Source organism: Paenibacillus sp. FSL R7-0297 (genome assembly GCF_038009025.1).
Taxonomy (GTDB): domain Bacteria; phylum Bacillota; class Bacilli; order Paenibacillales; family Paenibacillaceae; genus Paenibacillus_AQ.
Genome location: NZ_JBBPAQ010000001.1, coordinates 2,353,801 through 2,379,359 on the forward strand (window position 1 = coordinate 2,353,801; position 25,559 = coordinate 2,379,359).

The 25,559-nt window shown below is 49.8% G+C and carries 26 protein-coding genes and 1 pseudogene; 15 read left to right on the forward strand and 12 right to left on the reverse strand.

Features of this window, described 5'->3' with window-relative positions:
• Positions 1 to 84: 84 nt before the first annotated feature.
• Complete coding sequence (locus MKZ24_RS10405; protein WP_039307240.1) at positions 85 to 333, reverse strand: NifU family protein; 249 nt, start codon at positions 331 to 333, stop codon at positions 85 to 87.
• Positions 334 to 415: 82 nt separating this feature from the next.
• On the opposite strand from MKZ24_RS10405, the gene MKZ24_RS10410 reads away from it, so the two are divergent.
• On the forward strand, positions 416 to 670 hold the full coding sequence (locus MKZ24_RS10410; RefSeq protein ID WP_039307242.1) for a YuzB family protein: 255 nt from the start codon (positions 416 to 418) through the stop codon (positions 668 to 670).
• A 16-nt stretch (positions 671 to 686) separates the two neighbouring features.
• Here the strand turns inward: MKZ24_RS10410 and MKZ24_RS10415 are convergent, their stop codons facing one another.
• Both MKZ24_RS10415 and mqnE read right to left on the reverse strand, forming a co-directional pair.
• Positions 687 to 1,748 (reverse strand): NAD(P)/FAD-dependent oxidoreductase, encoded by a 1,062-nt coding sequence (locus tag MKZ24_RS10415; RefSeq protein ID WP_042239450.1) that lies wholly within the window; start codon positions 1,746 to 1,748, stop codon positions 687 to 689.
• A 79-nt stretch (positions 1,749 to 1,827) separates the two neighbouring features.
• Positions 1,828 to 2,934, reverse strand: coding sequence for an aminofutalosine synthase MqnE (mqnE, locus tag MKZ24_RS10420; protein ID WP_042239448.1), 1,107 nt, complete (start codon positions 2,932 to 2,934; stop codon positions 1,828 to 1,830).
• A 407-nt stretch (positions 2,935 to 3,341) separates the two neighbouring features.
• On the opposite strand from mqnE, the gene MKZ24_RS10425 reads away from it, so the two are divergent.
• The 9 genes from MKZ24_RS10425 (at position 3,342) to MKZ24_RS10465 (ending at position 11,654) form a co-directional block, all read left to right on the forward strand.
• Entirely contained in the window at positions 3,342 to 3,701 is a 360-nt protein-coding gene (locus MKZ24_RS10425; protein WP_042239447.1) for a HesB/IscA family protein, read from the forward strand.
• 903 nt (positions 3,702 to 4,604) lie between these two features.
• Positions 4,605 to 5,267, forward strand: coding sequence for a GntR family transcriptional regulator (locus MKZ24_RS10430; RefSeq protein ID WP_340782703.1), 663 nt, complete (start codon positions 4,605 to 4,607; stop codon positions 5,265 to 5,267).
• A gap of 21 nt (positions 5,268 to 5,288) precedes the next feature.
• On the forward strand, positions 5,289 to 6,479 hold the full coding sequence (locus MKZ24_RS10435; protein WP_042239444.1) for an amidohydrolase: 1,191 nt from the start codon (positions 5,289 to 5,291) through the stop codon (positions 6,477 to 6,479).
• Between the two features lie 11 nt (positions 6,480 to 6,490).
• Entirely contained in the window at positions 6,491 to 7,534 is a 1,044-nt protein-coding gene (locus MKZ24_RS10440; protein WP_340782705.1) for a methionine ABC transporter ATP-binding protein, read from the forward strand.
• The gene (locus MKZ24_RS10445) at positions 7,509 to 8,168 is read left to right on the forward strand and encodes a methionine ABC transporter permease (protein WP_340782708.1); all 660 of its coding nucleotides are present in this window, start codon (positions 7,509 to 7,511) and stop codon (positions 8,166 to 8,168) included. Before MKZ24_RS10440 ends, MKZ24_RS10445 begins: the two co-directional genes overlap by 26 nt.
• 29 nt (positions 8,169 to 8,197) lie before the next feature.
• Entirely contained in the window at positions 8,198 to 9,217 is a 1,020-nt protein-coding gene (locus MKZ24_RS10450; protein WP_340782710.1) for a uroporphyrinogen decarboxylase family protein, read from the forward strand.
• Between the two features lie 12 nt (positions 9,218 to 9,229).
• Complete coding sequence (locus MKZ24_RS10455) at positions 9,230 to 10,063, forward strand: MetQ/NlpA family ABC transporter substrate-binding protein (protein ID WP_340782712.1); 834 nt, start codon at positions 9,230 to 9,232, stop codon at positions 10,061 to 10,063.
• A 17-nt stretch (positions 10,064 to 10,080) separates the two neighbouring features.
• Complete coding sequence (gene proC / locus MKZ24_RS10460) at positions 10,081 to 10,890, forward strand: pyrroline-5-carboxylate reductase (RefSeq protein WP_340782714.1); 810 nt, start codon at positions 10,081 to 10,083, stop codon at positions 10,888 to 10,890.
• Positions 10,890 to 11,654, forward strand: coding sequence for a VOC family protein (locus MKZ24_RS10465; RefSeq protein ID WP_340782717.1), 765 nt, complete (start codon positions 10,890 to 10,892; stop codon positions 11,652 to 11,654). The genes proC and MKZ24_RS10465 overlap by 1 nt, the downstream gene beginning before the upstream one ends.
• Positions 11,655 to 11,830: 176 nt before the next feature.
• Here MKZ24_RS10465 and MKZ24_RS10470 read toward each other — a convergent pair.
• Together MKZ24_RS10470 and MKZ24_RS10475 are read right to left on the reverse strand one after the other, a co-directional pair.
• Positions 11,831 to 13,483, reverse strand: a pseudogene (locus MKZ24_RS10470) (FAD-dependent oxidoreductase); the annotation flags it as partial.
• A 2-nt stretch (positions 13,484 to 13,485) separates the two neighbouring features.
• The gene (locus MKZ24_RS10475; RefSeq protein ID WP_042239425.1) at positions 13,486 to 13,767 is read right to left on the reverse strand and encodes an ArsR/SmtB family transcription factor; all 282 of its coding nucleotides are present in this window, start codon (positions 13,765 to 13,767) and stop codon (positions 13,486 to 13,488) included.
• A 236-nt stretch (positions 13,768 to 14,003) separates the two neighbouring features.
• Here MKZ24_RS10475 and MKZ24_RS10480 point away from each other — a divergent pair, with 236 nt between their 5' ends.
• From MKZ24_RS10480 to MKZ24_RS10500, 5 genes are all read left to right on the forward strand, one after another.
• Positions 14,004 to 14,321: a rhodanese-like domain-containing protein gene (locus tag MKZ24_RS10480; protein ID WP_042239422.1), complete on the forward strand. Its 318-nt coding sequence runs from the start codon at positions 14,004 to 14,006 to the stop codon at positions 14,319 to 14,321.
• Positions 14,322 to 14,428: 107 nt separating this feature from the next.
• On the forward strand, positions 14,429 to 14,818 hold the full coding sequence (locus tag MKZ24_RS10485; protein ID WP_042239419.1) for a rhodanese-like domain-containing protein: 390 nt from the start codon (positions 14,429 to 14,431) through the stop codon (positions 14,816 to 14,818).
• A gap of 279 nt (positions 14,819 to 15,097) precedes the next feature.
• Entirely contained in the window at positions 15,098 to 15,574 is a 477-nt protein-coding gene (locus tag MKZ24_RS10490) for a DinB family protein (protein ID WP_042239417.1), read from the forward strand.
• Positions 15,575 to 16,321 carry a hypothetical protein gene (locus MKZ24_RS10495; RefSeq protein WP_340782722.1) on the forward strand — a complete coding sequence of 249 codons (747 nt, stop codon included), beginning with the start codon at positions 15,575 to 15,577 and terminating at the stop codon, positions 16,319 to 16,321.
• A gap of 44 nt (positions 16,322 to 16,365) precedes the next feature.
• The gene (locus tag MKZ24_RS10500) at positions 16,366 to 16,905 is read left to right on the forward strand and encodes a GNAT family N-acetyltransferase (protein WP_340782726.1); all 540 of its coding nucleotides are present in this window, start codon (positions 16,366 to 16,368) and stop codon (positions 16,903 to 16,905) included.
• A 137-nt stretch (positions 16,906 to 17,042) separates the two neighbouring features.
• Here the strand turns inward: MKZ24_RS10500 and MKZ24_RS10505 are convergent, their stop codons facing one another.
• From MKZ24_RS10505 to MKZ24_RS10535, 7 genes are all read right to left on the reverse strand, one after another.
• A complete protein-coding gene (locus MKZ24_RS10505) occupies positions 17,043 to 17,759 on the reverse strand; it encodes an ABC transporter permease (RefSeq protein ID WP_042239408.1) in 717 nt (238 codons plus the stop codon).
• Positions 17,759 to 18,709, reverse strand: coding sequence for an ABC transporter ATP-binding protein (locus MKZ24_RS10510; RefSeq protein WP_042239404.1), 951 nt, complete (start codon positions 18,707 to 18,709; stop codon positions 17,759 to 17,761). Before MKZ24_RS10510 ends, MKZ24_RS10505 begins: the two co-directional genes overlap by 1 nt.
• Before the next feature lie 5 nt (positions 18,710 to 18,714).
• On the reverse strand, positions 18,715 to 19,896 hold the full coding sequence (locus MKZ24_RS10515) for an alpha/beta fold hydrolase (RefSeq protein WP_340782731.1): 1,182 nt from the start codon (positions 19,894 to 19,896) through the stop codon (positions 18,715 to 18,717).
• Between the two features lie 213 nt (positions 19,897 to 20,109).
• Positions 20,110 to 21,165: a HAMP domain-containing sensor histidine kinase gene (locus tag MKZ24_RS10520; protein WP_042239400.1), complete on the reverse strand. Its 1,056-nt coding sequence runs from the start codon at positions 21,163 to 21,165 to the stop codon at positions 20,110 to 20,112.
• Position 21,166: 1 nt separating this feature from the next.
• Positions 21,167 to 21,862 carry a response regulator transcription factor gene (locus tag MKZ24_RS10525; RefSeq protein WP_042239397.1) on the reverse strand — a complete coding sequence of 232 codons (696 nt, stop codon included), beginning with the start codon at positions 21,860 to 21,862 and terminating at the stop codon, positions 21,167 to 21,169.
• Positions 21,863 to 22,063: 201 nt separating this feature from the next.
• Positions 22,064 to 24,886: an O-antigen ligase family protein gene (locus MKZ24_RS10530; RefSeq protein ID WP_340782735.1), complete on the reverse strand. Its 2,823-nt coding sequence runs from the start codon at positions 24,884 to 24,886 to the stop codon at positions 22,064 to 22,066.
• 390 nt (positions 24,887 to 25,276) lie between these two features.
• Positions 25,277 to 25,486, reverse strand: a complete 210-nt coding sequence (locus tag MKZ24_RS10535) for a hypothetical protein (RefSeq protein WP_042239391.1) — start codon at positions 25,484 to 25,486, stop codon at positions 25,277 to 25,279.
• Between the last annotated feature and the right edge of the window lie 73 nt (positions 25,487 to 25,559).

The window sequence follows — 25,559 nt, forward strand, 5'->3', positions numbered from 1 at the left end:
AGGTTGAACCTACATGAGAAATCCTCTATAATAAAAAAAATCCCGGCCTTCTCATCGGAGGCCGGGATGATCTATGATACGGGATTAGAATACTTGAATAACTTCTTCCACGCCTTCTACTTCTTCAACAAGAGCGCGTTCGATCCCGGCTTTCAGCGTGATCGTGGAGCTTGGGCAACTGCCGCAGGCACCCATAAGCTTCAACTTCACGATGCCGTCTTCTACATCGATCAGTTCGACGTCACCGCCATCGCGCTGCAGGAACGGACGAAGTTTATCGAGCACTTCCAATACTTCATCGTACATGGTTGCACTTTGTACATTCTCACTCATTTCTCAATCACTCCTTTCGTATGTTTATTATAGTACAAAAAGTTAAAAAATAAAATGGTTAGCGCAGAATAGGGAGATTATCATGAGACCAATTATAGAATTTTGTGCCAGTAATATCGGACATGGTACAGAAAAGCTCAAAAATAAGCTGGAGCAAAACCCCGAATACGATGTGGTGGAGTACGGCTGTCTGAACAACTGCGGACAATGTTATCTGCAGCCCTTCGCCATGGTCGACGGGGAGATTATTGAAGCCGAATCCGCCGACGGACTTGAAGAGGCGATTGAAGCAGCCATTAAAGAGGCTGAGGCATGGGATAGCCTTGAGATCGATTAAACCGCAGCCGTTTGTCCTACCCGAAATGACGCTTAGACATCCAGAGAACGCCGCTTTTGAGCAGGCGTGGAACACGGCCCATGACGGAGCGGCGGCCCATCAGGCCAAAGCCGGCATTTTTACCCAGTGAGCCGAGAGTGCCCTTAAGCTTGATCTTATGCAGCTTCGGGGTCTCACCACGCCATAGGGCCTGAATAATCTGTGCGACCTGTTCTCCTTGTGCACCTGCCGCCTGTGCGCTCGGTGCGAAGGGGAGACTGGCGCAATCTCCAATCACGTACACCTCCGGATAGTCGGCCACATTGTAATAATCACCCACAATGATCCGTCCTCCACGGTCTTTGGGGAGTTCAAGCTGCTGGACCACCTGCACCGGCTGAATGCCGGCAGTCCAGACCGTAACATCAGCAGGAATTGCCTGGGTGCCATTGAAGATGGCATCCTTTTCTACATGGGAGACGGATACCCGTCCCATGGTCTCCACATGATGCTCATTGAACCACTCCTCCACATACTGTGACAGCTTGGCCGGGAAAGAAGACAATACCCGTTCCCCGCGGTCCAGAATGGAGATGTTCAGATCAGGCCGGCTCTCCCGCAGTTCTGAGGCAATCTCAACGCCGCTCAGTCCTCCGCCTACAATGTTGACCGTTCCGTAAGGCTTCACATCGTTCAGCCGGCGGTAGGTTTCGCGGGTCCCGGCAAAGCTCTGAATACTGCAGGCATAGTGCTCGGCTCCGGGGATGTTATGGAAATTATCGGTGCAGCCGAGCGCTATCGCCAGAATATCATAAGATATCGGCTCCCCGGTATCGAGGAATATCACCCGGCTCTCCAAATCGATGGAGCCCACCTGACCATAGCGGATCGTTAAGCGGGGATGAACCGGGAATTGAATCCGCAGATGATAATCCGTTACAGTTCCTGCGGCCAGTGCATAATATTCCGTCTTGATTCCCTGATACGGCATCCGGTCAACCAGGACGATTTCCACATCATGGGGGAGATGGTTGTTAAGAAGTTGCTGAATGAGGGCAAGACCGCCGTAGCCGCCGCCCAGGACAAGTAGAGTTCTCATGCGAACCGATCTTCCTTTCAGGTATGGTGCGAGATGGGCAAGGCAGTTCCGCAGGGGTATAGGCTGGTGCGGTTAGTTGTTACTCGTATACTTTAATCTCGTTGTAGAAAGTATCCCGTTCAACCGGAATCCGACCGGCCCCTTTGACGAGCCAAATCAGCTCTTCACGTGTCAGACCTTCAGGGGTCAATGCGCCCGCGGCATGGCTGATCCGTTCTTTGAGAATCGTGCCATGCACATCTGAAGCTCCGAAGCTGAGGGCGACCTGGGTCAGCTGTGCCCCGATATTAATGAAGTAGGCTTTGATATGGTCAAAGTTGTCCAGCATCAGACGGCTTACTGCAATCGTCTTAAGATCCTCATAAGCAGAGTTCCGGCGCATAATGCCTGCATTCTTATTCTTAGGCTGCATGGAGAGCGGTATGAACACCATGAATCCGCCCGTTTCGTCCTGCAGGTCGCGGATTTGCAGCATATGGCGGATGCGGTCCTCGCGGGACTCAATGGAGCCGTACAGCATAGTCGTATGTGTTCTCATACCTATATTATGAGCAGTGCGGTGAACCTCCAGATATTCCTCGACATTGGCTTTGTCCACACGCATTTTTTTGCGGTACTGGTCGGATAGAATCTCCGCCCCTCCCCCGGTAAGTGTCTTCAGTCCGGCGGCGCGCAGCTGCTCCAGCACTTCACGGATGCTAAGGCCGCTGATGCGGGTGAAGAAGTCGATCTCTGCTGCGGTGTAGGCCTTGAGAGTGACGTCAGGGAAGTGCTCGTTCAAGGCCCGAAGCGAATCAACATAGTACTGGAAGGGCACGTTATCATTATGGCCTCCGACAATGTGGAACTCGCGTACGCCGGGATGGATATGCTGCTGCACATATTGCACCATTTCCTCGCCGGAAAGGGTATAAGCGCCGTCTTCTCCCTCATCCTTGCGGAAATTGCAGAATGCGCAGCGGGATTCGCAGACATTGGTGAAATATAGACTCATGTTTTCGATAAAATATACTTTATTCCCGTTTTTTCGCTGGTTAACCTCATTGGCTAATTGCCCAATCGTTAATAAATCATTGCTCTCATATAAATAAACGCCATCTTCCAAATTTAATCTTTCTCCGCCGCGGACCTTCTCAATGATGTTCGCCATCCGGGCATCCATGTGGGGTGTTATAAGGGTAGACATATAATTTCCTCCTGAAGGTTGGCGAGGCAGTTGCATCGCAGAATCGTGTGAATTGGGGTCAGAGACAACCTCGTGACAAATTTCCGAATTTTTACGTATATCGCTTTTCCTATTATAAACCTCTCCCGGAGGGTGAGCAACCGCCGAAAAACGCAGGCCATACGGTAGAAATTGCATCTTTGCGGAGTGCTTACGACTTGAGGGCAGAGGAATAGTGGAGTATACTTGATTTTATATAAGCAGTAAAATGATTTTCATCATATTGTTTTACCTTATATTACTCGTATTTTGCTCATTCCTTAAGGCCTGAAGGCTGGTTGATAAAAAAGCTTAAGCTTCCAAAGCGAGTTTCGTACGAAGTAATGCAAGGAAGCAGAAGCTAACAAAACTTTGGGGAGGTTAAAGTAATGATTAACATAAGTGAAACAGCAGCTGGCCAATTGAAGACCATGCTTGCTGAGCAGGAAATACCTAATATGTTTCTCCGTCTGGGCGTAACACCCGGAGGCTGCAGCGGTTTCTCTTACGCTATGGGCTTCGATGATAACGAAAGCGACCAGGATGTGTATATGGACATTGAGGGTCTAAAGGTGGTCGTAAGCAAAGACGATATCCGCTACCTCGACGGTCTGGAGATCGACTTCGAGGAATCCGGCATGACCGGAGGCTTCACCATCAACAACCCGAATGCCAGCGCTACCTGTGGATGTGGTTCATCCTTCCGCACGAAGGAAGAAGCAGGGAATCCGGCGGCGGAGCCTTGCTAAACGGCGCTGCATCAACGTTTTTACAACGCTGATCTGTACGGCAGCCGATGCGCCAGCCACCCGCGAACATGTTTGGAATTGCGGATTGAGCGGTGAAATTGAACGTTAACGACCCCGAAGGCCCGGAGTTAACAACCCGGAAAATGCCGTTTGTGGGTTGTGGATTACGACCTCTACCACGTTATTAGTCGCGGACTAATGCGTATTGGAGGTCGTTTTTGTAACGTTAAATAAACGTACGCGGCGCGTTCCCAAAGGAGCCCGCACGCTAAAGGAGTTTCCGAAGAAAATCAGCGGTCGGGCTATCCGATACAACGCCAACATACTGTTGCGGACGCTTAAGGGAAAAACCGAATACAATGTGCTGGCGCGAAGCTCATCGGGCCCAATGTATGCGAAAAACCACACACAATAGACTGGGGAACATTCATACTCCTCATGACTAACGCGGGAAGCCGTCAGAAAGCAGGCGGAGGGAGAAAAGTGAGGTATCGCTTAAGAGAGGCATAAGGCACCAACATCGTTCACCCGTCAGGGTGATTTATATTTGGCCCCGGGCGAGGGTACAAGCAAGCTCCTGTAATCATTGCAGGGGCTTTTTTTATGCTCCAGGACTCCTCCTGAGCACCCGAAATTGTCAGATTAGTGACTATATCCTATTCTCTCATAAAACATACTTGACTAGTGGGTATAATGGGATTATAGTATGAAAAAAGCTTGCTAAACAAAGAAAGATTTCCACAGAAATCTTTCATTTCATCCCGCATGGATCACATCAAACGGATCACTCCACACCGATCACCTATCACATCGCTAGATGTGAAGTGATTACATAATAATTGTATACAATTATACAATTGTCCGGGCGACCCGCAAAATGAATGGCGAGGAGCAATGAACCTTATGGAAATGCGCTCACGAAGATTGTCTAAGGATAATACCTACTACGCACTCAAGCAAAAAATAATAGAAAGCGAGCTGGAGCCGGACCAGGCGGTTAACGAAGAGAGTCTGGCGGCACTCCTCGGGATCAGCCGTACACCGCTAAGAGAAGCCATCCAGCGGCTGGAGAATGAGGATTTCCTGGTGCGCCAGCCAAACGGAAGGCTTCGGGTAGCTCCGTTAACGATTACAGAGGTTGAAGAAATCTTCCAGATCCGCAGCATGCTTGAAGGCCATATTGCCAGAAATGCAGCCAGGAACGCTACGGCTAAGGATATTCAGCGATTAACGCTGATTCTGGAGAAGCTGAAGCACTCCTTTCAGATGGGTGACAATCAGGATGTTGTTTCCTATGGTTTTGAATTCCATGATTATTTATCGGAAATAAGTGCTCTGAAGACCTTTGAGAAGGTGCTGAACCAATTAAGAGACCGTTCACTCCGTTATTGCCGTTATGTCTCGCTTCATGGGGACTGGAACACACAGGCGGATGAAGAGCATCTTGCGATTCTGCAAATGATCATAGCCCGGGATGAAGACGGTGCAGAGCAAGCCATGCGGGAGCATATCTTAAGCAGCCTGTCTGCTGCCCTTGAGCGGATTAGAGGAATTGAGCAAATGTAACGAAGGGAGAGTAGCAGACTTATGAAACCACAGCACGAGAGGGAAGAGGCTTTGGCAGCCCGGCTAACGGAAGTGCGGAGGAACCTCCACCGCGAACCGGAGCTTAGCTATCAGGAATTCAGAACCACAGAGAAGCTGCGCAAATGGCTGACCGAAGAGGGAATACATATCCTGGACCTTCCCTTGGAGACCGGACTTATAGCGGAGGTCGGACAAGGGGAAGGGAGCGTTGTGGCGATCCGCTGTGATATAGATGCGCTGCCGATTGAGGAGCAGACGGGGCTGCCGTTCGCCTCAGAGATTCCCGGAAAGATGCACGCCTGCGGTCATGACTTTCATACCGCAGTCATCCTGGGAGCCGCCATCCTGCTGAAGCAGCATGAGCATGAACTGCCGGGTAAGGTTAAAATTCTGTTCCAGCCCGCAGAAGAGACAGGTCACGGTGCAGAAGGCGTGCTGGCCTCAGGGGGACTGGACGAGGTAGAAGCTATATTCGGCATACATAATTCACCGGAGCTGCCTACGGGAGCGTTCGGTACAAGAACGGGAGCCTTGACGGCAGGGGTAGACCGCTTTGAAATTACGGTGAAAGGTGTCGGTGCTCATGCCGCTACTCCGGAAAAGGGGGTAGATACCATAGTCACGGCTGCGCAGATCATTACCATGCTGCAAACTGTAGTCAGCCGTCAAAATAATCCCCTGGAGCCTGTAGTGCTCAGTGTGACCCGAATCAACGGGGGCTTCACCTGGAATGTATTGCCGGAGAAGGTTGAGCTTGAGGGTACGGTACGCACCTACAATGAAGAAATCCGCAGCAGCATTCCGAACCAGATGACCCGGATCATTGAGGGAATTGCGGCAGCTGCCGGAGCAGAGGCGAAGCTGCATTGGTATCCCGGGCCGCCGGCTACGATCAATCACGGGGAATGGACAGACTTCACCAAAGAGGTCGCGGCCCATGCAGGCTATGATGTTCATGATATTCCGCCGCAAATGGGCGGGGAGGACTTCGCCTATTATTTGCAGAAGATACCGGGTGCTTTTGTGAACATCGGAGCCGGCCCGAACCATGCGCTGCATCATCCCGGGTTTGATGTAGATGAGGCGGCCATCCTGCCGGCTGCTAAGTATTTTGCTACACTTGCGGAACAGGCCCTTGCGAAGCTGCAGGTACAAGCCCGAAGCCTGAATCCTAAATTAACAGATGATTGAGGGGAACAACCATGATTGAATTACGGGATGTGTACAAGACCTTCACCCGCAAAGAGGTGAAGATTGAAGCTCTGAAGGGGATCAGCCTGAAGGTAGACAAAGGGGATATCTTCGGTGTCATCGGCTACAGCGGTGCAGGTAAAAGCACATTGATCCGCCTGGTCAATTACCTGGAAAGACCGTCTGAGGGACAGGTGCTGGTGGACGGGCATGATCTGGGCGCGTACAGCGACAAAGAGCTGCGGGCTGCCAAGAAAAACATCGGCATGATTTTTCAGCATTTTAACCTTCTGGAGTCCAAAAAAGTGTTCGACAATGTGGCCATTCCGCTCGTGCTGCTGAAAAAGAACAAAACCGAAATCCGCAAGCGGGTCGAGGAGCTGCTTGAATTTGTTGGTTTGAGCGACAAGGCCGGAAGCTATCCGAGTGAGCTGTCAGGCGGACAGAAGCAGCGGGTCGGGATTGCCCGGGCGCTTGCCTCGAATCCCTCTATTCTGCTCTGCGACGAAGCTACTTCTGCACTGGACCCGCAGACTACCAGATCTATTCTGCAGCTGCTCAAACGAATCAATGCGGAATACAACATTACAGTAATGATCATCACGCATGAGATGTCGGTGATTCAGGAGATCTGCAACAAGGTAGCCGTTATGGAAGAGGGACGGATTATCGAGCAGGGCAGCGTACTGGATGTATTCGGTCAGCCCAAGCATGAGACCACGCAGAATTTCGTGAAGACCGTCATTCAGAACAGCATGACTTCCAGCGTCCATAGAACACTCAGAGCAGAGCATGGAAGCCGGCTCTATAAACTGAATTTTGCCGGAGACAGCGCATCTGAGCCTGTTCTGTATGAGATCATCCGGGCCTATGGAGTCAAGGTCAATATTCTGTTTGCGAATACGACGGAGATTCAAGAAACGACGCTGGGTACGATTATCGTTCAGCTGCAGGGTGATCCGTCCCTGATTGAGGCTGCTCTGGATTACATGAAGCAGCATGAAGTGCGGATAGAGGAGGTGAAATCCCATGTTCTCGACATCGATCACAAGTGAGCAATTTCTTAAAGCCATTATCGAAACGATCCAGATGGTAGGCGTATCCCTTTTTGTAGGCTCGCTCCTGGGCGTTCCCCTGGGCATCCTTCTGGTCATTACCCGTCCGGGCGGAGTACTGGAGAACAAAGCGCTCTATACTGGGCTTAATCCGGTGATCAACATCATCCGTTCGCTTCCGTTCATCATTTTGCTGGTAGCTATTATTCCGTTAACAAGGGCAATTGTTAATACATCCATAGGAACCAGTGCAGCCATTGTTCCGCTGATCATCTACATCGCACCTTATATCGCACGGCTGGTAGAGAATTCGCTGCTGGAAGTGAATCCGGGTATTCTTGAAGCAGCTGAAGCGATGGGAGCTACTCCGCTGCAAGTGATATGGTATTTCCTGCTGCCGGAAGCGATCGGATCATTGATCCTCTCCCTGACCACTGCAACGATCGGATTGATCGGGGCCACGGCTATGGCCGGAACGGTCGGCGGCGGCGGCGTCGGTGATTTGGCCATCGTATACGGGTATCAACGGTTCGACAAGTTTGTCATGTTCGCGACGGTAATTATTCTCATCATTCTGGTGCAGGGCATTCAATCCTTGGGCAACACATTGGCCCGTAAAATTCGCCGTTACTAGATGTTACATATAGAAAAGGAGACTGGCAGATGAGTGTATGGAGTAAGCAGGACCGTTTTCAAGCGATATTATCCGGAGAGCTTGCGGATCGTCCGATTGTCAGCGGATGGCGTCACTTTATTGACAAGGAACAGAATGCAGAGGATTTGGCAGAGTCCACGATTTCTTTTACGGAGAAATATGATTGGGACTGGGTGAAGATCAATCCGCGGGCGACCTATCTGGCGGAAGCCTGGGGGAATCAGTACGACTTCGCAGACTATAGGACTGTATTTCCGAGACAGCTGACTACGGTTATCCCGGAAGCCAAGAATCTCTGGGATCTGGATGTGAAAAAAGCAACCCGGACCGCTTCGCTGCTGGAGCATCTGGAGGCCGTCCGGAAGATCCGCCAGGGCTTGCCGGGTACCCCGCTGATCCAGACGGTATTCTCACCGCTCACGGTATTGCTGTTCATCGTGGGGCGTTCCGCTTATGTTACGACAACCGTATTCGGCATTGAGCAGCCGGTAACGCTGGAATCGCTCTTCAAGGAACACCGGGCAGCTGCGCACCACGCCCTGCATGCCATTGCCTTAACCTTAGCGGATTATGTCCAGGAGCTTAAGCACGCGGGTTCAGACGGCTTGTTCTACGCTGTGACAGGTACAGCACATCCCGGATTATTCGATGAAGCGATGTTCGACGAGCTGTCCAGACCCTATGATTCCATCGTCCTGGAGGCTGCCGGCGACGGCAAGAATATTCTGCATACCTGCGGTGCCTATTCCCAGCCGGAGAAATTCAATGATTACCGTATCGACGGGATTAGCTGGGATACGATAGCCGAAGGAAATCCCGGACTGGAAGCGAACCTCAAGGCCACGAAGGTGGGCGGAGTGGATCACGGGCTGTTTGCAGGGAACCATCTGGAACAGATTGGACTGCAGGCTGAGGAAGCCCTGAAGCAGATGAAGGATCAGCCGTTTATTCTTTCGCCCAACTGTGCTATTCCGTTAACTGTAACAGACGAGGCGTTAGTGCATTTTAAAAACACAGTACTCAAATAGGAGATGAAGACAATGAAAAAATTACTGGTAGTGATGCTGATTAGTGCGATGGCGGTGCTGGCTGCCTGCGGCAATAATAAGGAAGCGGAAGGCTCCGGGGACAAGAAAGAGATTAAGGTCGGATTCGGTGTAGGTACTTATGAAGAGCAATTCCGTCAATCGATTCTGCCGATTCTGGAGGAGAAGGGCTATAAAGTAGACATCAAAACCTTCTCGCAGAATATGCAGGTTAACCCGGCGATGAAGGAGGGCTCGATTGACGCGAGTATTTTCCAGAGTACAGCCTATATGGAAGCTATCAATGAAGAAATCGGTGCAGATATGGTGGGGATTGCCTATGTTCCGGGTGCGCCTCAGGGTCTATATTCCGTAAATCATACAACGCTTGATGATGTGAAAGACGGCACTACCGTTGCTGTTCCGAACGATCCAGTCAATCAGGAGCGTGCGCTGCGGATCCTGGAGGAGCTGGGCTGGGTCAAAATCAAAGAGGGAGCCGGCGTAGCGGACTTCAATATTAACAGCATTGAGCCGGATAAGTTCAACATTGACATTAAAGTGCTGGACCCGGCGCAGATTCTGGTCTCGCTGCAGGATGTGGATTACGGCGTGGTTAACGGGAACTACATTGCCAATGCTCCGGACCGGAAGATTACAGATGCCCTTAAAATTGAGAATACGCCCATGCAGCACAGAATCATCGTATCGGTTAACAAAAAGGATGCGGATACCCAGTGGGCCAAGGATCTGAAGGCTGCGTATGAATCCAAAGAATTCGAGGAATACATCCTGGGGCAAGAGAAATATGCCGGGTTCATTCTGCCGGAAGCCTGGGCAAATAATTAATCAGGGAGTGAGCCGAAGTGATTAAAGGAAAGATTCATTTCATTGGCGGCGGGCAGATGGCGGAAGCGATCATCCGCGCCTGCATCGCAGGCGGTACGCTGGCTGGGGATCAAATCAGTGTATCGGACATCAACGAGGGACGGCTTCAGCACTTGAAGTCTAAATACAGTGTAGACACGGAGAGTACGCAGGAACAAGGACTCCAGGCAGCAGAGCTGATCATCATTGCGGTTCGTCCGCAGGATGACCTGACCGCTCTTGGAGCCCAGGTCCGGCAATCCGCATCCCCTGCTGCCGCTATCATATCGATTGTGGCGGGGGTAACGATTGCCCGGCTGGGAGATTATTTCGGAGCGGAACGCCCGATTGTCCGGGTCATTCCGAATACTTTGACCGATACAGGCTACGGATATAGCGGTGTAGCTCTGAATACAGCCGCTTCCCTGGAGCAGGTGGAGGAATTCCTGCTTGGCTTCGGCAAGGTGCAGGTTCTGGAGGAGTCCTACATTGATATCTTCACCGGATTCGGGGTAGCCGGACCCAACTACATCTATTATTTCATAGAGTCGTTCACAGATGCCGGCGTTCTTGCCGGATTGCCGAGGGAACAGGCCTGGAAGGTAGCGCTGGAGAATATGCTGGGAGCGGTGGCGATGCTGCAGCAGACCGGACTGCATCCGCGGCAGCTGCTGGATATCAACAATTCGCCTGGCGGGGTCGGCATGCACGGGTTATACGAGCTGAATAACAGTGATTTCGCGGCCGGACTGCAGCGGAGTGTGCTGGCAGCCGTGAAGCGGACCACAGAGCTGGGAGTGAGGAAATAATGGCGGTGCTGAAATGGGATCACCTGGTACACTATGTGAATGATCTGGATCAGCCGGTGCAGCTCTTCTCGGAGCATGGGCTGGTGGCCTTCCGGGGCGGCTCGCATAAGGCTTGGGGGACCTATAACGCCTTAAGCTACTTCGGGCTGACCTATCTGGAGTTCCTCGGAATCGAGAACCTGGAGCTCGCACGGGCGACTGAACATAATGTTGTCGTGCGGGATGCGGTTACCGTTCTGCCGGAGCATGAGGTCTTAAGCAGAGTGGTCCTGCGGACGGATGACATTGAAGCCGTTGAGGCCAGATTGAAAACAGCGGGGTTGATATTATCGCCCATCATTGACGGCCGGCGTCTCGATAACAAAGGCAGATTAATCGAGTGGCGGATGATGACCATTGACGGTGACTTCCAGGGACTGGTCTATCCGTTCATTATCCAGTGGAACGGAACAGATGAAGAGCGGCTGGAGAGTCTGACCGCCGCCGGAATCAACCAGCCCCATCCTGCGGGTAATGTGGACATCGTGAGCGCGGTATTCCGTGTCAGCGATCCCGCTGCTGCAGCCAAGCATTGGAGTGAGCTGTTCAGCCTTCCCGTTACCGGACCTGTGGGCGGCAGCTTCAGCCTTAAGGCGGGAGATCAGACCTTTGAATTCGTGCAGGGCGCGGAGAATCAATTCAGCCAGGTCATTCTCCGGACCGATTCGCCTCTGCTTAAGGGAAAGACCCTGCATGTGGGTGAAGGGGAATATGTGTTTGAATAGACGATTGCCAGAGTAATGATGGACAGATAAAACCTCTTGATTTGTGTAGGTGCTACACGTTTCAAGAGGTTTTTTTAAAAATATAAGAATTTATATGTTTCATACGATAACTTATCCTTCTATTTCTCGCTGAAACGGTACCATCCTTAAAAGGACGGCAAAGCCGTTTCTGCTTGCTTGCTCGCAGCATATTTGCTTATCTGATACGTCTTGAACCCACCTGTCAGATTCTTAACCTTGAAGCCCTTTTGCATTAGAATCCGGGATGCTGTGTAGCCTCTCAAGCCGACCTGGCAATAGACCCATATCTCCTTGCTGAGGTCTAGTTCGTCCAGACGGGCACGCAGCTCATCAACAGGAAGGTTAATAGAACCCTCAATATGTCCATTCGCATGCTCTAGTTCACTACGTACATCCACCAGTATTGTGGTGTCCATGTTCCGGCCGGATAAATCCCCGGGTACAAAGACTTCAGTCAATCCGTTAATTACATTCTCGGCTGTATATCCGGCCATGTTAACCGGATCTTTGGCTGAGGAATAGGGGGGAGCATACGAGAGTTCCAGTTCAGTTAAATCCGTAACCGACCCCTTAAACCGGATTACTGTGGCAATATCGTCGATTCGTTTATCCACCCCGTCGTAGCCGACAGCTTGCGCACCCAAAACCCGGCCAGCTTCATTAAAAAGAAGTTTTAAGGATAGCGGAGTAGCCCCGGGATAATAGGAAGCATGGGAGCTTGGATGAACATAGACAACACGATACGGGATGCTAAGCCGCTGCAAGGTCTTTTCATTATTCCCGGTGGATGCACCAGTCAGGCCGAAGACCTTAATGATGGATGTGCCTTGAGTCCCTTTGTAAGTGGTACCTAATCCGCTGACATTATCCGCAGCAATGCGTCCTTGTTTGTTGGCAGGTCCAGCCAAAGGAACAGCTGTCTTATGGCCGTTAACCAAATCCACGATCTCTACAGCATCCCCTACGGCATAAACATCCTGCAGATTCGTTTCCATTCTCTCGTTGACCAGAATATGTCCTCTGGGTCCGAATTCAAGGCCGCTATCCTTCAGGAAGGAGGTGTCCGGTGAAACGCCGATGGCCAGCAGGACTAGTTCACTCCGCAGAACTGTGCCGCTTGCCAGGTGTACCTGAATTTGCTCACCGGCCTCCTCAAAGCTCTGCACCATGTCTGAAAAAACAAGCTTTACCCCGTGAGCCTCCAGCTCTTTGGACAACATGGCAGACATTTCGGAGTCGAAGGGGGCCAGCAGCTGAGGTCCTGCCTCAATTAATGTGACTTCCAGACCGGCTTCCTTCAGATTTTCTGCCATTTCCACGCCGATAAAGCCGCCGCCGATGACTACCGCCGAACGTGTGCCCTCTTCACTTACCTTCGTTTTGATTTTGTCTGTATCCGGAATATTCCGCAGCGTATGAATTTTAGAACTCTCTATTCCTGGCAGGGAAGGACGGATGGGTTTCGCACCCGGTGACAGAATGAGAGCATCATAGTTCTCCTCATATGAGCCAAGCTCCTTGCTTTGCACAACGACTTTTTTTGCAGCCGGGTCAATGGAGATTACTTCACTCTGGATGCGCACATCAATATTGAATCGCTTATGCATGGCTTCAGGTGTTTGTACCAGCAATTTTGCACGATCCTGAATAGAGCCTCCGATATAGTAGGGCAGACCGCAGTTAGCAAAAGAAATATACGGGTCACGCTCAAACATCACAATATGTGCTTCTTCATCCAATCTGCGTAATCGGGCTGCTGCGGATGCGCCTCCGGCAACTCCGCCGACAATCAGTACTTTTTTATTCATGTCTATTCCTCCATTAATATTTGTATCAGTTGTCTGGTTCTTTCGTCTTTAATAGAATAAATAATCTCAAGACCGTTTCTCTCAGTCTCTACAATACCGAATGCTCTGAGCTTCTGGAGATGCTGTGAAACCGTTGATTGTGGAAGCTCCAGACATTCCTGCATGTAGGTTACATTGCAGCTTCCTTTATCAATAATTCCTTTTACAATACATAATCTAACCGGATGGGCTAGAGCCTTTAGTAACTCAGCCGCCTGAGCATAAGCTTTAAATTGTTTGTCCATAGGATGAGCAATCACCTCGATTCGTTAAATCGTTATAACGTAATATTACGATATATAGATATATAATGCAATCATAAGATACGTGTAATACTGTTGACAACATAGAGCAACCGATCTATTATTATTCGTATACCCCTAGGGGTATAATGTTAAAGTCAATGCATGATCCAAATAACTATGATTTGGAGTGCAGGTTATAACGAATTTCAACTATATACAATTAAGGAGAGATTAACATGGCATTCAAAATTTCAAAAGAAATTACACCCCGGCAAGTAGCAGCGCAGCTCAAGAAGGGGGCGCCTCTTAATATGCTTGATGTTCGCGAGCTTGGAGAATGGGCGGAGGGACACATCGCCGGTGCTAAGCATATTCCTCTTGGACTGCTTATGGAACGGCAACATGAACTGGATCCTGCACAAGAAATCATTGTTATGTGCCGAAGCGGGAGCCGGAGCGGCCTGGCTTGCGAACTGCTGGGCGAAAAGGGGTTTACTGTTGTGAACATGACAGGTGGACTTAGTGCATGGACGGATGAATTGGTGCGTGACTAACCCCGCACAACTCCGCGCTGCAGCGCCTGGGTACGATCAGCTGCTGCAGCACTTTTGAAAGTACTGCAGAAAAGTACACATTGCACCAGCAAAAGGAGAGAGATATTGTGAACACAGGTTCAATCATTAATATTGTATTGATCGTATTGCTGCTCTGGTTTGTCTATTCCCGTATAAGACCGGCTAAAGGTTTAAAGGCACTGGGTCCACAGGATTTCCAAAACATGATGGAGAGCACGGATCAACGCTTCCTCGTAGATGTCAGGGAGCCGGGAGAATATAAGACCGGGTATATGAACGGTGCGAAGAATATCCCATTATCCCAGTTATCCGGTCGCCTAGGGGAAATAACCAAGGATAAAACGGTTTTTCTATACTGCCAAAGTGGAATGCGAAGCAAGAACGCAGCCAGAATTCTGCAGAAAAACGGTTATTCAGGACTAGTCCACCTGCAAGGCGGACTAAACGCATGGAGCGGTAAACTGAAGCAAGGATAAGGGGAGTATTGGATGAAAGCCCAACTTGATTTGGTGGATGACTTAGCTGAATATGTGAACCGAAAGCTCTGCAGTCTCTAGATACCATATAGAGAACCCCAAAAACCACTAGGGTTTTGGGGTTCTCCTTTTATTTTCGCATAAGAATCTGGTACATCAGCATGGCGGCTTCGTCACATGGACACTTGGTTGACGTTAATCACCGGCAGGAGTGGGGGGAGATATCGCGAATCATGAATAGTAGGCGTAATGAAATTTACGAGTATTGGAGGCAACGGCATGTTGAAGCTATTTCAGTATAATTGGCAAGTGCGCAAAGACTGGTTCGACTGGTGCGGTACGGTTGACGGGGGAGAGCTGATGAAATTACGCACCGGCGGTATAGGCTATATCCTCCCCACGTTATATCACATCGTGGCAGTGGAGTATGGCTGGATCTGTGGCGGAATACAAGAAAAAGAGATTGAGATTCCTTCATTCGAGGAAGTAGCCAGCTTGCAGCAGGTCAAGGATTTATCCGCGCGGTGTCATGAGGAGCTGGCTCCATTCGTGTACGGCTGGAATGACAGCATGGAAGACCGGATCATGATTGATATCACGGATGAAGGGGAACGCGAACTCCACAGATACGGCGAAGTTATGCGGCATCTGATTGCCCACGAGATCCATCACGCCGGTCAATTGTCTGTATGGTCACGGGAGATCGGGAAGCCGCCGGTTACGGCTAACTTTATTGGCAGAGGACTGTTTAACTAAATGCTGAAATTGACCCGAAAAATGAAGGTAATAGCTGCGTCGAGTATATTGTTCATAGCACTGCTGATGATCTCTTGGGGAGTCTATGCCAAGCCGATGCATGCGGCCTTGGTCAATTACTCTAACATGGTTGAAGTGGCACCGGATGTTTATATAGAGCCGGATATGTCAAAGGATCTGCAGGATCAGCTGCTATATTACGTTGCGCTTGCACAAGAGAAGGTCGCGGCTATTTTGGGTGAGCGAACTTCAACTCCGAATTTAATTGTGGCGTTAACTTCCAGGAGTCTGGGAAAATACACTGAGAATCCGACCGGACAAACCTATTACCTGCCCTGGAATAACTATATTGTGATCGGCCCGGACGGGTTTAATGAAAATGTGATTTCGCATGAATTCACCCACGCTGAATTGAGGGAAAGACTGCGCAACCGCAAGGTAGTGCCCGTATGGTTTGATGAAGGTCTGGCTTCGATGGTAGACGGGAGATTGTCTAATAGCACAGCAGTATGGGAACAGGTAACCGATAAAGGGAAGAAGCCTGTGGATTACGGCCTTTTAGACTCGTATGATGCCTTCAGTTATGGAACTACGGAAGCATGGAAGAATTACAATTTGGCTTGTTATGAAGTTACGCGGTGGTTCTCTAGTGCAGGAGAAGAGGGGCTCCTCAAGTTAATCCAAGCGTTGAACCAAGGGGAAGATTTCGCAGAGCAATATGCAAGAATTGAACTTGCTAAGCCATGAAGCCAGCCCGGATTACAACAGTAAGCATAAGGATGTGACCAAGCATGCAATTTGAAACAAACCGGCTGCTGATCCGGGAATTCAGGTCTGAGGATGTCCAGCGGGTACATGAATATGCCTCCGATCCGGCAGTGGCCAAGTATATGATCTGGGGACCCAATTCCCTGGAGGATACCCGGAGCTATATCCGGCTGACCTTGGATATGCAACAGCAGGAATCGCGCCAGGGGTTCGAGTACGCAGTAGTTCTGAAGCAGGGGAATGTACTGATAGGCGGCTGCGGGATACATATCAGCGGAGAAGGCCAGGGGGAGATCGGCTACTGCTATAACCGCTCCTATTGGGGTCAGGGTATTGCAAGTGAGGCTGCCGCCGTGCTGCTGGAATGGGGCTTCAATGACCTTAATCTTCACCGGATCTACGCGACCTGCCGCCCGGAGAATACCGGCTCTGCCAGAGTCATGCAACGAATAGGAATGGTATACGAAGGGCATCTGAGAGAACATATGCGCCATAAGGGGAAGTGGCTGGACTCTTACCAATACTCTATCCTGAAGGACGAGTATATGGCGGCACGCGGCTGAATTGGAACAACAGCCCGTTCGCGGAGCGTCCATTCATGTGCATACGTTGATCTTACGCAAAAAAAGAAGACGTCCCTGACGCCATTTTATGGCTTTGGGGACAGCTTCTTTTTGCTTTGCTTGCTGCACTGGATTGTTTATGGCTGCTCCGCATATCTCCACCAGGCAAATGTTCCGGCTATTCCGACTATTCCTGTATACGCAAGTATCAATATACTGCTGAGCTGTAAAGAACCGGTGCTTTGAAATACCGACGGGATGGTCCATGGGAAATAGGGTGCAAATCCAAAAGAGGAGAGCACATTGGAAAGAATGACGATGATCAGGATGAGCCCCAGGGGTGCCAGATAGCCCTTGGTCACGTTAGCCAAAAGAATGGTTGGTGCGGTCACAAAAATGAACAATAGAGAGGTGATTAGGAACTTAAAGAACAAGCTCGAAATGAAGGAAGCGGACCCGCCCTCAACTCCCATAATCGCCCCTACGGCAAAACCTACGGCAAACATATAGACGGAAAGTAACAGGCACCATGCTAAAATGACAAGGAATTTGGACAATACAATTTTCGCTCTGGACACGGGCTTTGCCAGCAAATCTTTAATGGTTCTATCCGCAAACTCCCGTCCGAATACCCATGCCGCAACAAAGGTATATCCGATAAGTCCCAGCGGGGCAAGTGTATCCAGCAATCCGGTTAAATACTGCTCCCAGTTGACACCGCCGGCGTCACTGGATAATACATTTCCGACGCCCATCATGATGGGCCCGAAGCCTAACACAAGAAACATGATCCAGAACACATTAGAGCGGATAATCTTGCGAATCTCACAATGTAAAACAGATAAAATATTCATTATTTAAACCCCCTGGTCATACCAATGGTGCGGAGAAAATAACCTTCCAAATCCTCCGTAATCACCCGGAGCGATGTTGGCGGCTGATTGCGCTGAACCAGCAGTTCGGCCAGCCGTTCAGGATGATCTGCCGCATGTTCGTTGGTTAGTTTAATAGAGCCGTCCGGGGTATCCTCAAAGGCATAGCCATGCTCTTCCAGCACCTTCTTTAAGGCAGGTTTGTTCAGTCCGTTCACGACCAGGCTTTTCTGTAAGGATTGCTCCAGCTTATCCATTGCGACTTCTTTAACAAGCTGGCCTCCGTGAATAATCCCAATGCGTGTGGACACTTTCGAGAGCTCCTCTAACAGATGGCTGGATATAAAAATAGTTATTCCGAAATTTGTTGCCAAATTATATAACATATTCCGTATCTCCGCCACGCCTGCGGGATCAAGACCGTTGATCGGCTCGTCCAAGATTAGAATTTCCGGATTGTGAATCATCGCTTTGGCGAGTCCCAGGCGCTGTTTGTTACCCAAAGAGAGATGTTTTGCTTTTTTCTTTTGGTGCGGCTCAAGTCCCAGCTTATAGATCACCTGATGTACGGCATCCTTGTCAGGTACCCCTTGCATGCGCCTTGCGATGTCAAGATTCTCAACTACAGTCAGATCAGGGTAAAAAGTAGCCTCCTCCAAATATCCAACCTTACTCCATAATTTATAGTTTCCGGCATCGACCTTTTCACCTAACATATAGAGCTTGCCGGAGTTTGGCTTCAGCATCGCTAGGAGCATCTTGATGGTCGTTGTCTTCCCGGCGCCATTCAGTCCCAGGAATCCGAAAATCTCACCGCGGCTCACCTCCAGCGAAAGATTGTTTAATATGGTATAGTCGCCAAACTTTTTGTGCACACCGTCAATTTGTATAGCGGGCGTGCTGCTGCTTTTTTTCTTTGATAAAATTTGCATAGCTCCTAACTCCTCCTATGACAATTCCTAAGATTGGCGGGGGCGGCTGGCCCAAGCCCAATAGAACAGAGCCAATTCAGCGCTACCTCATGCAGCACGTTGATGTTATCCACCTGACAGTGTTCTAATCCGCCAAGCCGTCTATCCTCTATCGCGAAGAATGTCTTGTTTGTCGAACCGGCCTGCTCGTAATTCTTCATGGCCTGTGTCAGCGGATTGGGCTGAACCAATATCTCCTCCGCTCCATGCATGACAAGCAGCGGACATTCGATCTGGTGGAGTACGCCTTCAAGATCATAGGCAAAACGCGGATTCTCCGCAAAATCCTCCAGGCTTTCCGCCCCCAGAATTCTCATGCCGTGTGCGGCCAGACTTGGCGGCATCCATGACAGCATGGCTTTCCAGTCGAAGGCATGCGTACCGCCGTCGGAGATCACGGCAGCAATCCTGTGATCGAACGAAGCGAACCGCAAGGAGTCGTAGGCTGCAAAACTCTCCCCGTGCACGATAATCTTATCAGGATCAACTTCCTGCCGTGTGAGAAGGAAGTCGATGGCCCGGGAATGAAAAGCCTCGCTGTCCGCCCGTCGCCCCTTTCCCTTCTCGTACATCGATAGACCGGTGCCGGGCTGGTCATAGACCAAAAAGTTATATCCGCACGAAAGGAAGGCAGGACCCAGCCAGAAATAATTCTCAATGGACCACTCGTCACCACCGTTAAGCGCAAATACGGTCGGTTTTGGGCCTTCGATCCAGGAAGGGGAGAAGAAGTATCCATCCAGCTTGACATCCTCGTAATCAACCTCAATCTTCTCCGGGGGGACATCGAAGTACTGTCCGGCGGCTTCGAAGAGTTCATTAACCTTTTTAAAGATACAGATTTTCTTGGCATCCTCATCCATCACCGCATACTCTGCGATTCTGTAGTAATTGCAGGCACGAATGTAGCAGTTCCGCGCGGTATACCAGTTTCCGGCCGTTTCGGCCTCCTTGCCGTGTTTTTCCAATGCCTGAGCGGTGATGAGCCACTCCCTGTGCCACGTAGCTTTGTCATCGGGGTCGATTTTTTTGCAGGCCTCGTAGATTTCGGTGACATCCGTAGCGCCGAGGCTTGCCATACCCAAAGCTTTGGTAACCTGGTATGACATCATGTAATTATTGGGCCAGCGGCTGAACTCAATTGACATTTTAACATCCTCCTTGTCGGGTACCGGTGATTATCTTACTAGAAGTTATTTTTACATTCGAAGATGAAGCTTCGGTAAAAGAAAAATAAATGTTTATAAAGAGAATATAAAAAACTATAAACTGCTAAAAAAACAAAAAGGCTGTCGCCTGGGTGTCACACCCGACAACAGCCTTTAATCTTTTGTTGTTGAAGAAGAAGTGCGTAAATACAATCAGTGAAGTGAAGCCAGGGGGAGGCTGAATCTTATTCCCAAACCGCCATATTCGGAAGGGAAGGCCATAATCTCTCCCCCGTGATGCTCAATAATAGATTTACAGCTTGCCAGGCCCAGCCCAAGTCCGCCCTTTTGGATTTGCCGCGATTTATCCACCGTGAAAAATTTAAGGAACAGAGAAGAGAGATCCTTATCCGGTACGCCGATTCCGTTATCCTCAATCTGGAAATAGGCATGATGCTCCCGCAAATATCCGGTCATGTACACCTTCAGATCAGGCTTCCCTCCATACCTTACAGCATTGCTGAAGAGGTTGCCGAACACCCGGCGGATCATCGGTTCATTGACCGTCAGCCCGATGCTGTCCGTGAAGGAATGGCGGCAAGTCAGTTCAATATCAAGTCCCGCCAGCTCGTACTCATATTCAAAGGCGATGTCTGCAAATAATTCTGTTGCCTTTACACGTGTGGTCACCATGGATTCCAGCTCCAGTGTTTCTTTGGTGAAGCGGGAGAAATCATTGAGGAGCTCAACCATATAGGCTGACTTCTTTTGAATCAGTTCATAATATTCCTGCTTTTCAGTGTCGGGTAAGTCCTTATGTGTAGCCAGCAGTTCGGTGAAGCCGTTAATAGAGGTCAGGGGTGTCTTCAAATCGTGGGCGATGGCTGCAATCATATCAGTCTGTTCTCTGTGGGCGAGCTGAAGCCTGTGCTCCATCTTATTGAAGTGCTTATAAAGTTCTCCGATCTCGTCGTTACTCCTCGAAGCCAGCGGAGGCAGGGGATGGACCACATTGACTTCCCCCAGCCGGGTATTCAGCCGCCGGATGGGCTTCTCTATGCTTCTATAAATATAGATGATCAGAATGAAAAATATGCAACCCGCGATGGCAAATATGGGCAGCAGCAATGCTATATATCGTGAGTCCAGCAATGTGGTGCGTATAGGAGAATACACTGCAAAGATAAACTTCAGGTAGATTCCAATGGAAAACATAAGAATGAGAAGCATCAGCAGGAATAAGAGGGGAAGTTTTATTTTCAGTTTCATCCTATTGCTCTCTTTCCGTATATTTATAGCCTATACCCCAAATGGTTTTAATGAAGTTATGTTCAGGCCCCAGCTTCTTACGGATATTCTTGATATGAACCGTTACGGTATTGATTTCTCCGTACTCGTCTCCCCAGACCTTCTCATAGATCTGCTCACGGCTGAGTACCTGATTGGGATGACGCATAAGGATAGACAGAATTTGAAATTCTTTCGTGGATAAGTCGAGCTTCCGGCTATGCAGGAAGGCTTCAAACGTTTTATCGTTCAAAATAAGCGGAGCATCCGCCTTTTCTTTCCCGGGACTAAGCTCATCCCACTCTTTATGCAGCCTGTCCACTTTCCGGAAATGGGCCTTTATCCTGGAGGCCAGCTCCTGAATACTGAAAGGTTTGGTCATGTAATCGTCTGCTCCTATTTCGAGACCGACAATTTTATCAATGTCCTGATCACGCGCACTTAAAAAAAGGATGGGAACATTATAGGATGTCCGGATATTTCTGCAGACATCAAGTCCATTCATATCAGGCATCACTATATCCAGAACGATGAAGTCAATGTGATTATCATCCACTGCAGATAAGGCTTCTTCCCCGGAACGGGCTGTGATTACTGCAAATTGCTCGTACCTTAAACTTTTGGTGATGAGTTTTACGATTTCTTCATCATCGTCTACTACTAATATCGTTTTTGACATTTGACTACCTCCCAGACACAACCAGACCTGATATAAATAATAATTCGTTAATCTGGTTGATGCAATCTTCCACAGGAACGCCGATGAGCGTCCATTCAAGTGTACACGTTAATCTTTACACAAAAAAGAAGGCATCCCAGAAGCCATTTACGGCTTTGGGACAGCCTCTTTTTGCTGTTCTCTAGTCTGGGAATAGTATAGTTAGAGCGGCATACCGGCAACTTCGTTAATCTTGACTGCCTCTTCGGGATCAGCTGCAATCAGCTTGTCATACACTGCCTGATCCTGGGCACTCTGTGTTCTCTGCTGTACAGCGAGATACCAGCGGGCCGTTTCCCGGTTGACGGCATCGTTATAATCCTCATTCAGCCCTTGCTGCAGTGTGGCTGCGGCGGCTTGCCATTGTTTCGATAAATATTGGATCTTACCGGCGTTCAGCAGCATAACTGAAGTAATCATCGATCCCCGTCCCTGCTGATCTTCAGCCGGAAGGGTGCTGAACCATTCTTCATCCGCAGCCGCATGGGCATAAGCATCCAGTCCGGTTTTGAAATACCTTTCCTTATTAACCGTCTCCTGATCCCCCAGATCCGTCTGGCCCAGTGCATAAGCATCCAGTGCCCGCTTCAGAGCTGCGGCTCCTAACTCCTGGGAACGGCTGATCACTCCGTTGTACCAATCCGTAGTCCAGAGTGTACTGGTATCCGTCAAATCTTCGTAACCATTGATGAAGCCTTGCTTCACCGTTGCCCCAGCAGCTTCCCCGTCTCCGGTCAGGGATTGGATTCGGCCTGCATTCAGGGCAATCGTTGAGGTAACGAAGAATTCACGGCCCTGAAGCTGCTCGGGTGGAAGAGTCTTCAAATGCTCAATGCCGTCCGTTACATGCTTGTAGGAAGCCAGGGCACTATTGAAGTACTTCTGTTTCCCTGCCTCATCTTGCTTGGCATATGCCTGCAGCCCAAGGAGGGAGGCACGGCTGATCAGATGATCATACCAGTTAATATCCCACATGAACTTGTCCGCATTATCGAGATACACCCGGTAAGACTCTTCACTCTGGCCCTTCAGATCATAATATTTCGCCAGCTGGGACAGCAGATCTTTGTTATAAGGCTCACCTTCAAGTGCGCGGGTTAACACAGCATAGGATTCGTCCAGAAACTGTTCATTCTGTGTTTGTGTAAATACCTGCTGATCCAGCATGGACAGATATGCCGCCGATTCGGGATGATTCGGGCGGGTTTTGAGTGCTTTTACCAGAGGGGCTTTGATCTCATCATAAGATTGGCTGACGTTGACCAGCTTCTTGGCTGCATAGGCTTCAGAGCTGGAACTGATATACCCCAGAGACAGGAACAGCAGATACCCGGTGCCGATTCCCAGCAGCCCGAAATACCCGGCTCTGATCCAGAGCTTGTTCCACTTGAGACGGAGCGGTCTGCTCTCCATGACAACGGTCATCCCTCCCAGAGCGAGGAAGACCAGAATCCCCATGAACGCATAGCTCATATTGAAATCAAGCAGGCTGTGAACAAGAATCGACAACGCGATGATGAGATAGAAAAACCCGTTGTTATAATCGTCTTTGTCGCGCTTCAGGTATCCCCTGATATATTTGTAGAAAATGAACAGGATGAAGCCCATGAACACGATAAAGCCGAGGATGCCCACTTCAATCAGGTACTGCAGGAAAAAGTTGTGGACCTGGCGGCTCAGGTAAGGGTTGTTCTGGTAATGCTCATAGAGTGATGCCCAGCCCCCGCCTCCGGTGCCAAGTACCGGATAATCTTTGACCACCTTCATGGCATCTTTATAGAATGTGAAACGTTCGAGCACACTGTGCTGCTTGAAGTTGATATTCTCCAGCCGGGTACTGATATTCGCCGGCAGAATATTGCGCGCGCTGGTCCCGATGAACAGGAAGGCGAGAATCAACACACCGGCGACAGACACCACAGGAATCCATGCTCCGCTCCAGCGGCGTGATTCTATGCTGCCGAGCTTGCGGCCCAGCCAAGGTGCTAAGTAATGCTGGACAACCCAGCAGAGCGTGGCAGTAGAAGCGGACGCCCCCAGCAGATAACTCCAGCCATGCAGGGCAGCCGTGGAAGTGAAGGAGGTATTCAGCTCCAGGCCCAGTCCGGTCACCGGATTCGTGATCAGCAGAGACAATACGCCGGCAATGGCAAGATTGATAATCCAGAGTATCTGCTGCACAGGCTTCAGGAAAAGCAGCAGGATAATGAGTACCACAGGCAGCAGGACCAGACCGCCGCGGGACAAGGTAAGCAGCAGGGAGACGATGAAGGGAACCAGCATAAATCCGTGCATCAGCTGTCCGTACCATTTCCGGGAGCGGATCAGCGCGAATAAAGCGACGAACAGAAAAGCCATCAGGAACGCTGCATATGTATTGGCATACTGGAAAATGGAAGTCAGGCGAAGCCCGTTCGAATCGGTCATCACCGCTTCAGTGTACTTGCCGTTGACCACAGTATCCGAGAACCAGCCTACAAGACTGCCGGCAAGCTTCCAGCTTCCGAGCCAGTTCAATAGACCGAAACCGACGATCAGATAAGCGATTGCGAGGGTACCCAGCTGAATAACATTATTGAGCTGCCTCTGGCGGAGCAGATACACACTGGTAATGAAGACCGCCACATAAGTGAATTGGGTGAACAGCATGTTCATCGCCATATAATGCGAAGCGGCCCCCCACAGGGATAAGGCGTAAGTTAACGGGAGCAGAATTGCGGCTAAGGTAAGCAGATCGCGCTGCCCGTCCAGCCTGAAGGTCTTGAAGTACAGGACAGCACAGACCAGCAGGAGCAGACCGCTCAGCAAGGCAGCCATATAAATGGGCTTCTCAAATTCCACTCTCATTCCGTTGAACAATCCAACCTGGAAGGGGGTCCAGCCCAGGAACAGGATGAAGGCAATGCAGAGCGCCCATGCGGGTCCGGAATTCTTTTCGGTCATTTTGGAAGGAGCCGCTTGTTTGCCGTATACAGGTTTCGACACGTTAAATTCTCCTTTTTTCGAATATCCACGCTACTAATCTTAACATAGATCCATTTAAGGTATATTGTGTAAAATGATGATAATGTGAAATTATGGATGAAAATTTAAAAAGCCAGAATGGGATAAGCAGGGTTGGAGCCGCGAGGCATATTCATAGCGGGTCTGGGGATGGATTTAGTATTTGGAGAGCAGCCGGGTGTTAAGGGCAGGATAAGATTCAGCTAATGAAGCTGTCCATCGGCACAGGCCAACCCTTCACGGTTTCATAGAATATAGTATCTCAGGCAAATCTATGAAGCATGTATACGTGAGATTCCGCTCAAAGGCAGCAATGATAAAAGGCAGTCTGCACTACGGATGTCTTTTGCCATAGCTGCCGGGAGCTTTGGTTCAGGCCGGAAGTATGAATTTGAAATTAATCATGAACACGATCAGGGCAGCGGCCCCCAGGGAAAAGGCAATACAGCCGGCGCCCAGAACTCTGCGGCGGTCTTTGATGAATTTGAAGCCCAGCGCGAAGACGAGTATTGTGGTTCCTGCCAGTACAACAGACATGCCAATCATCGCAAACCAATATAGGATTTCAAAAAACTGTGCCATTAGGAAACCCTCCCCTCCAGGCTATAATACAACGAATTTTAAGAATATTCCAGCTCTGGAATAAACGGAACAC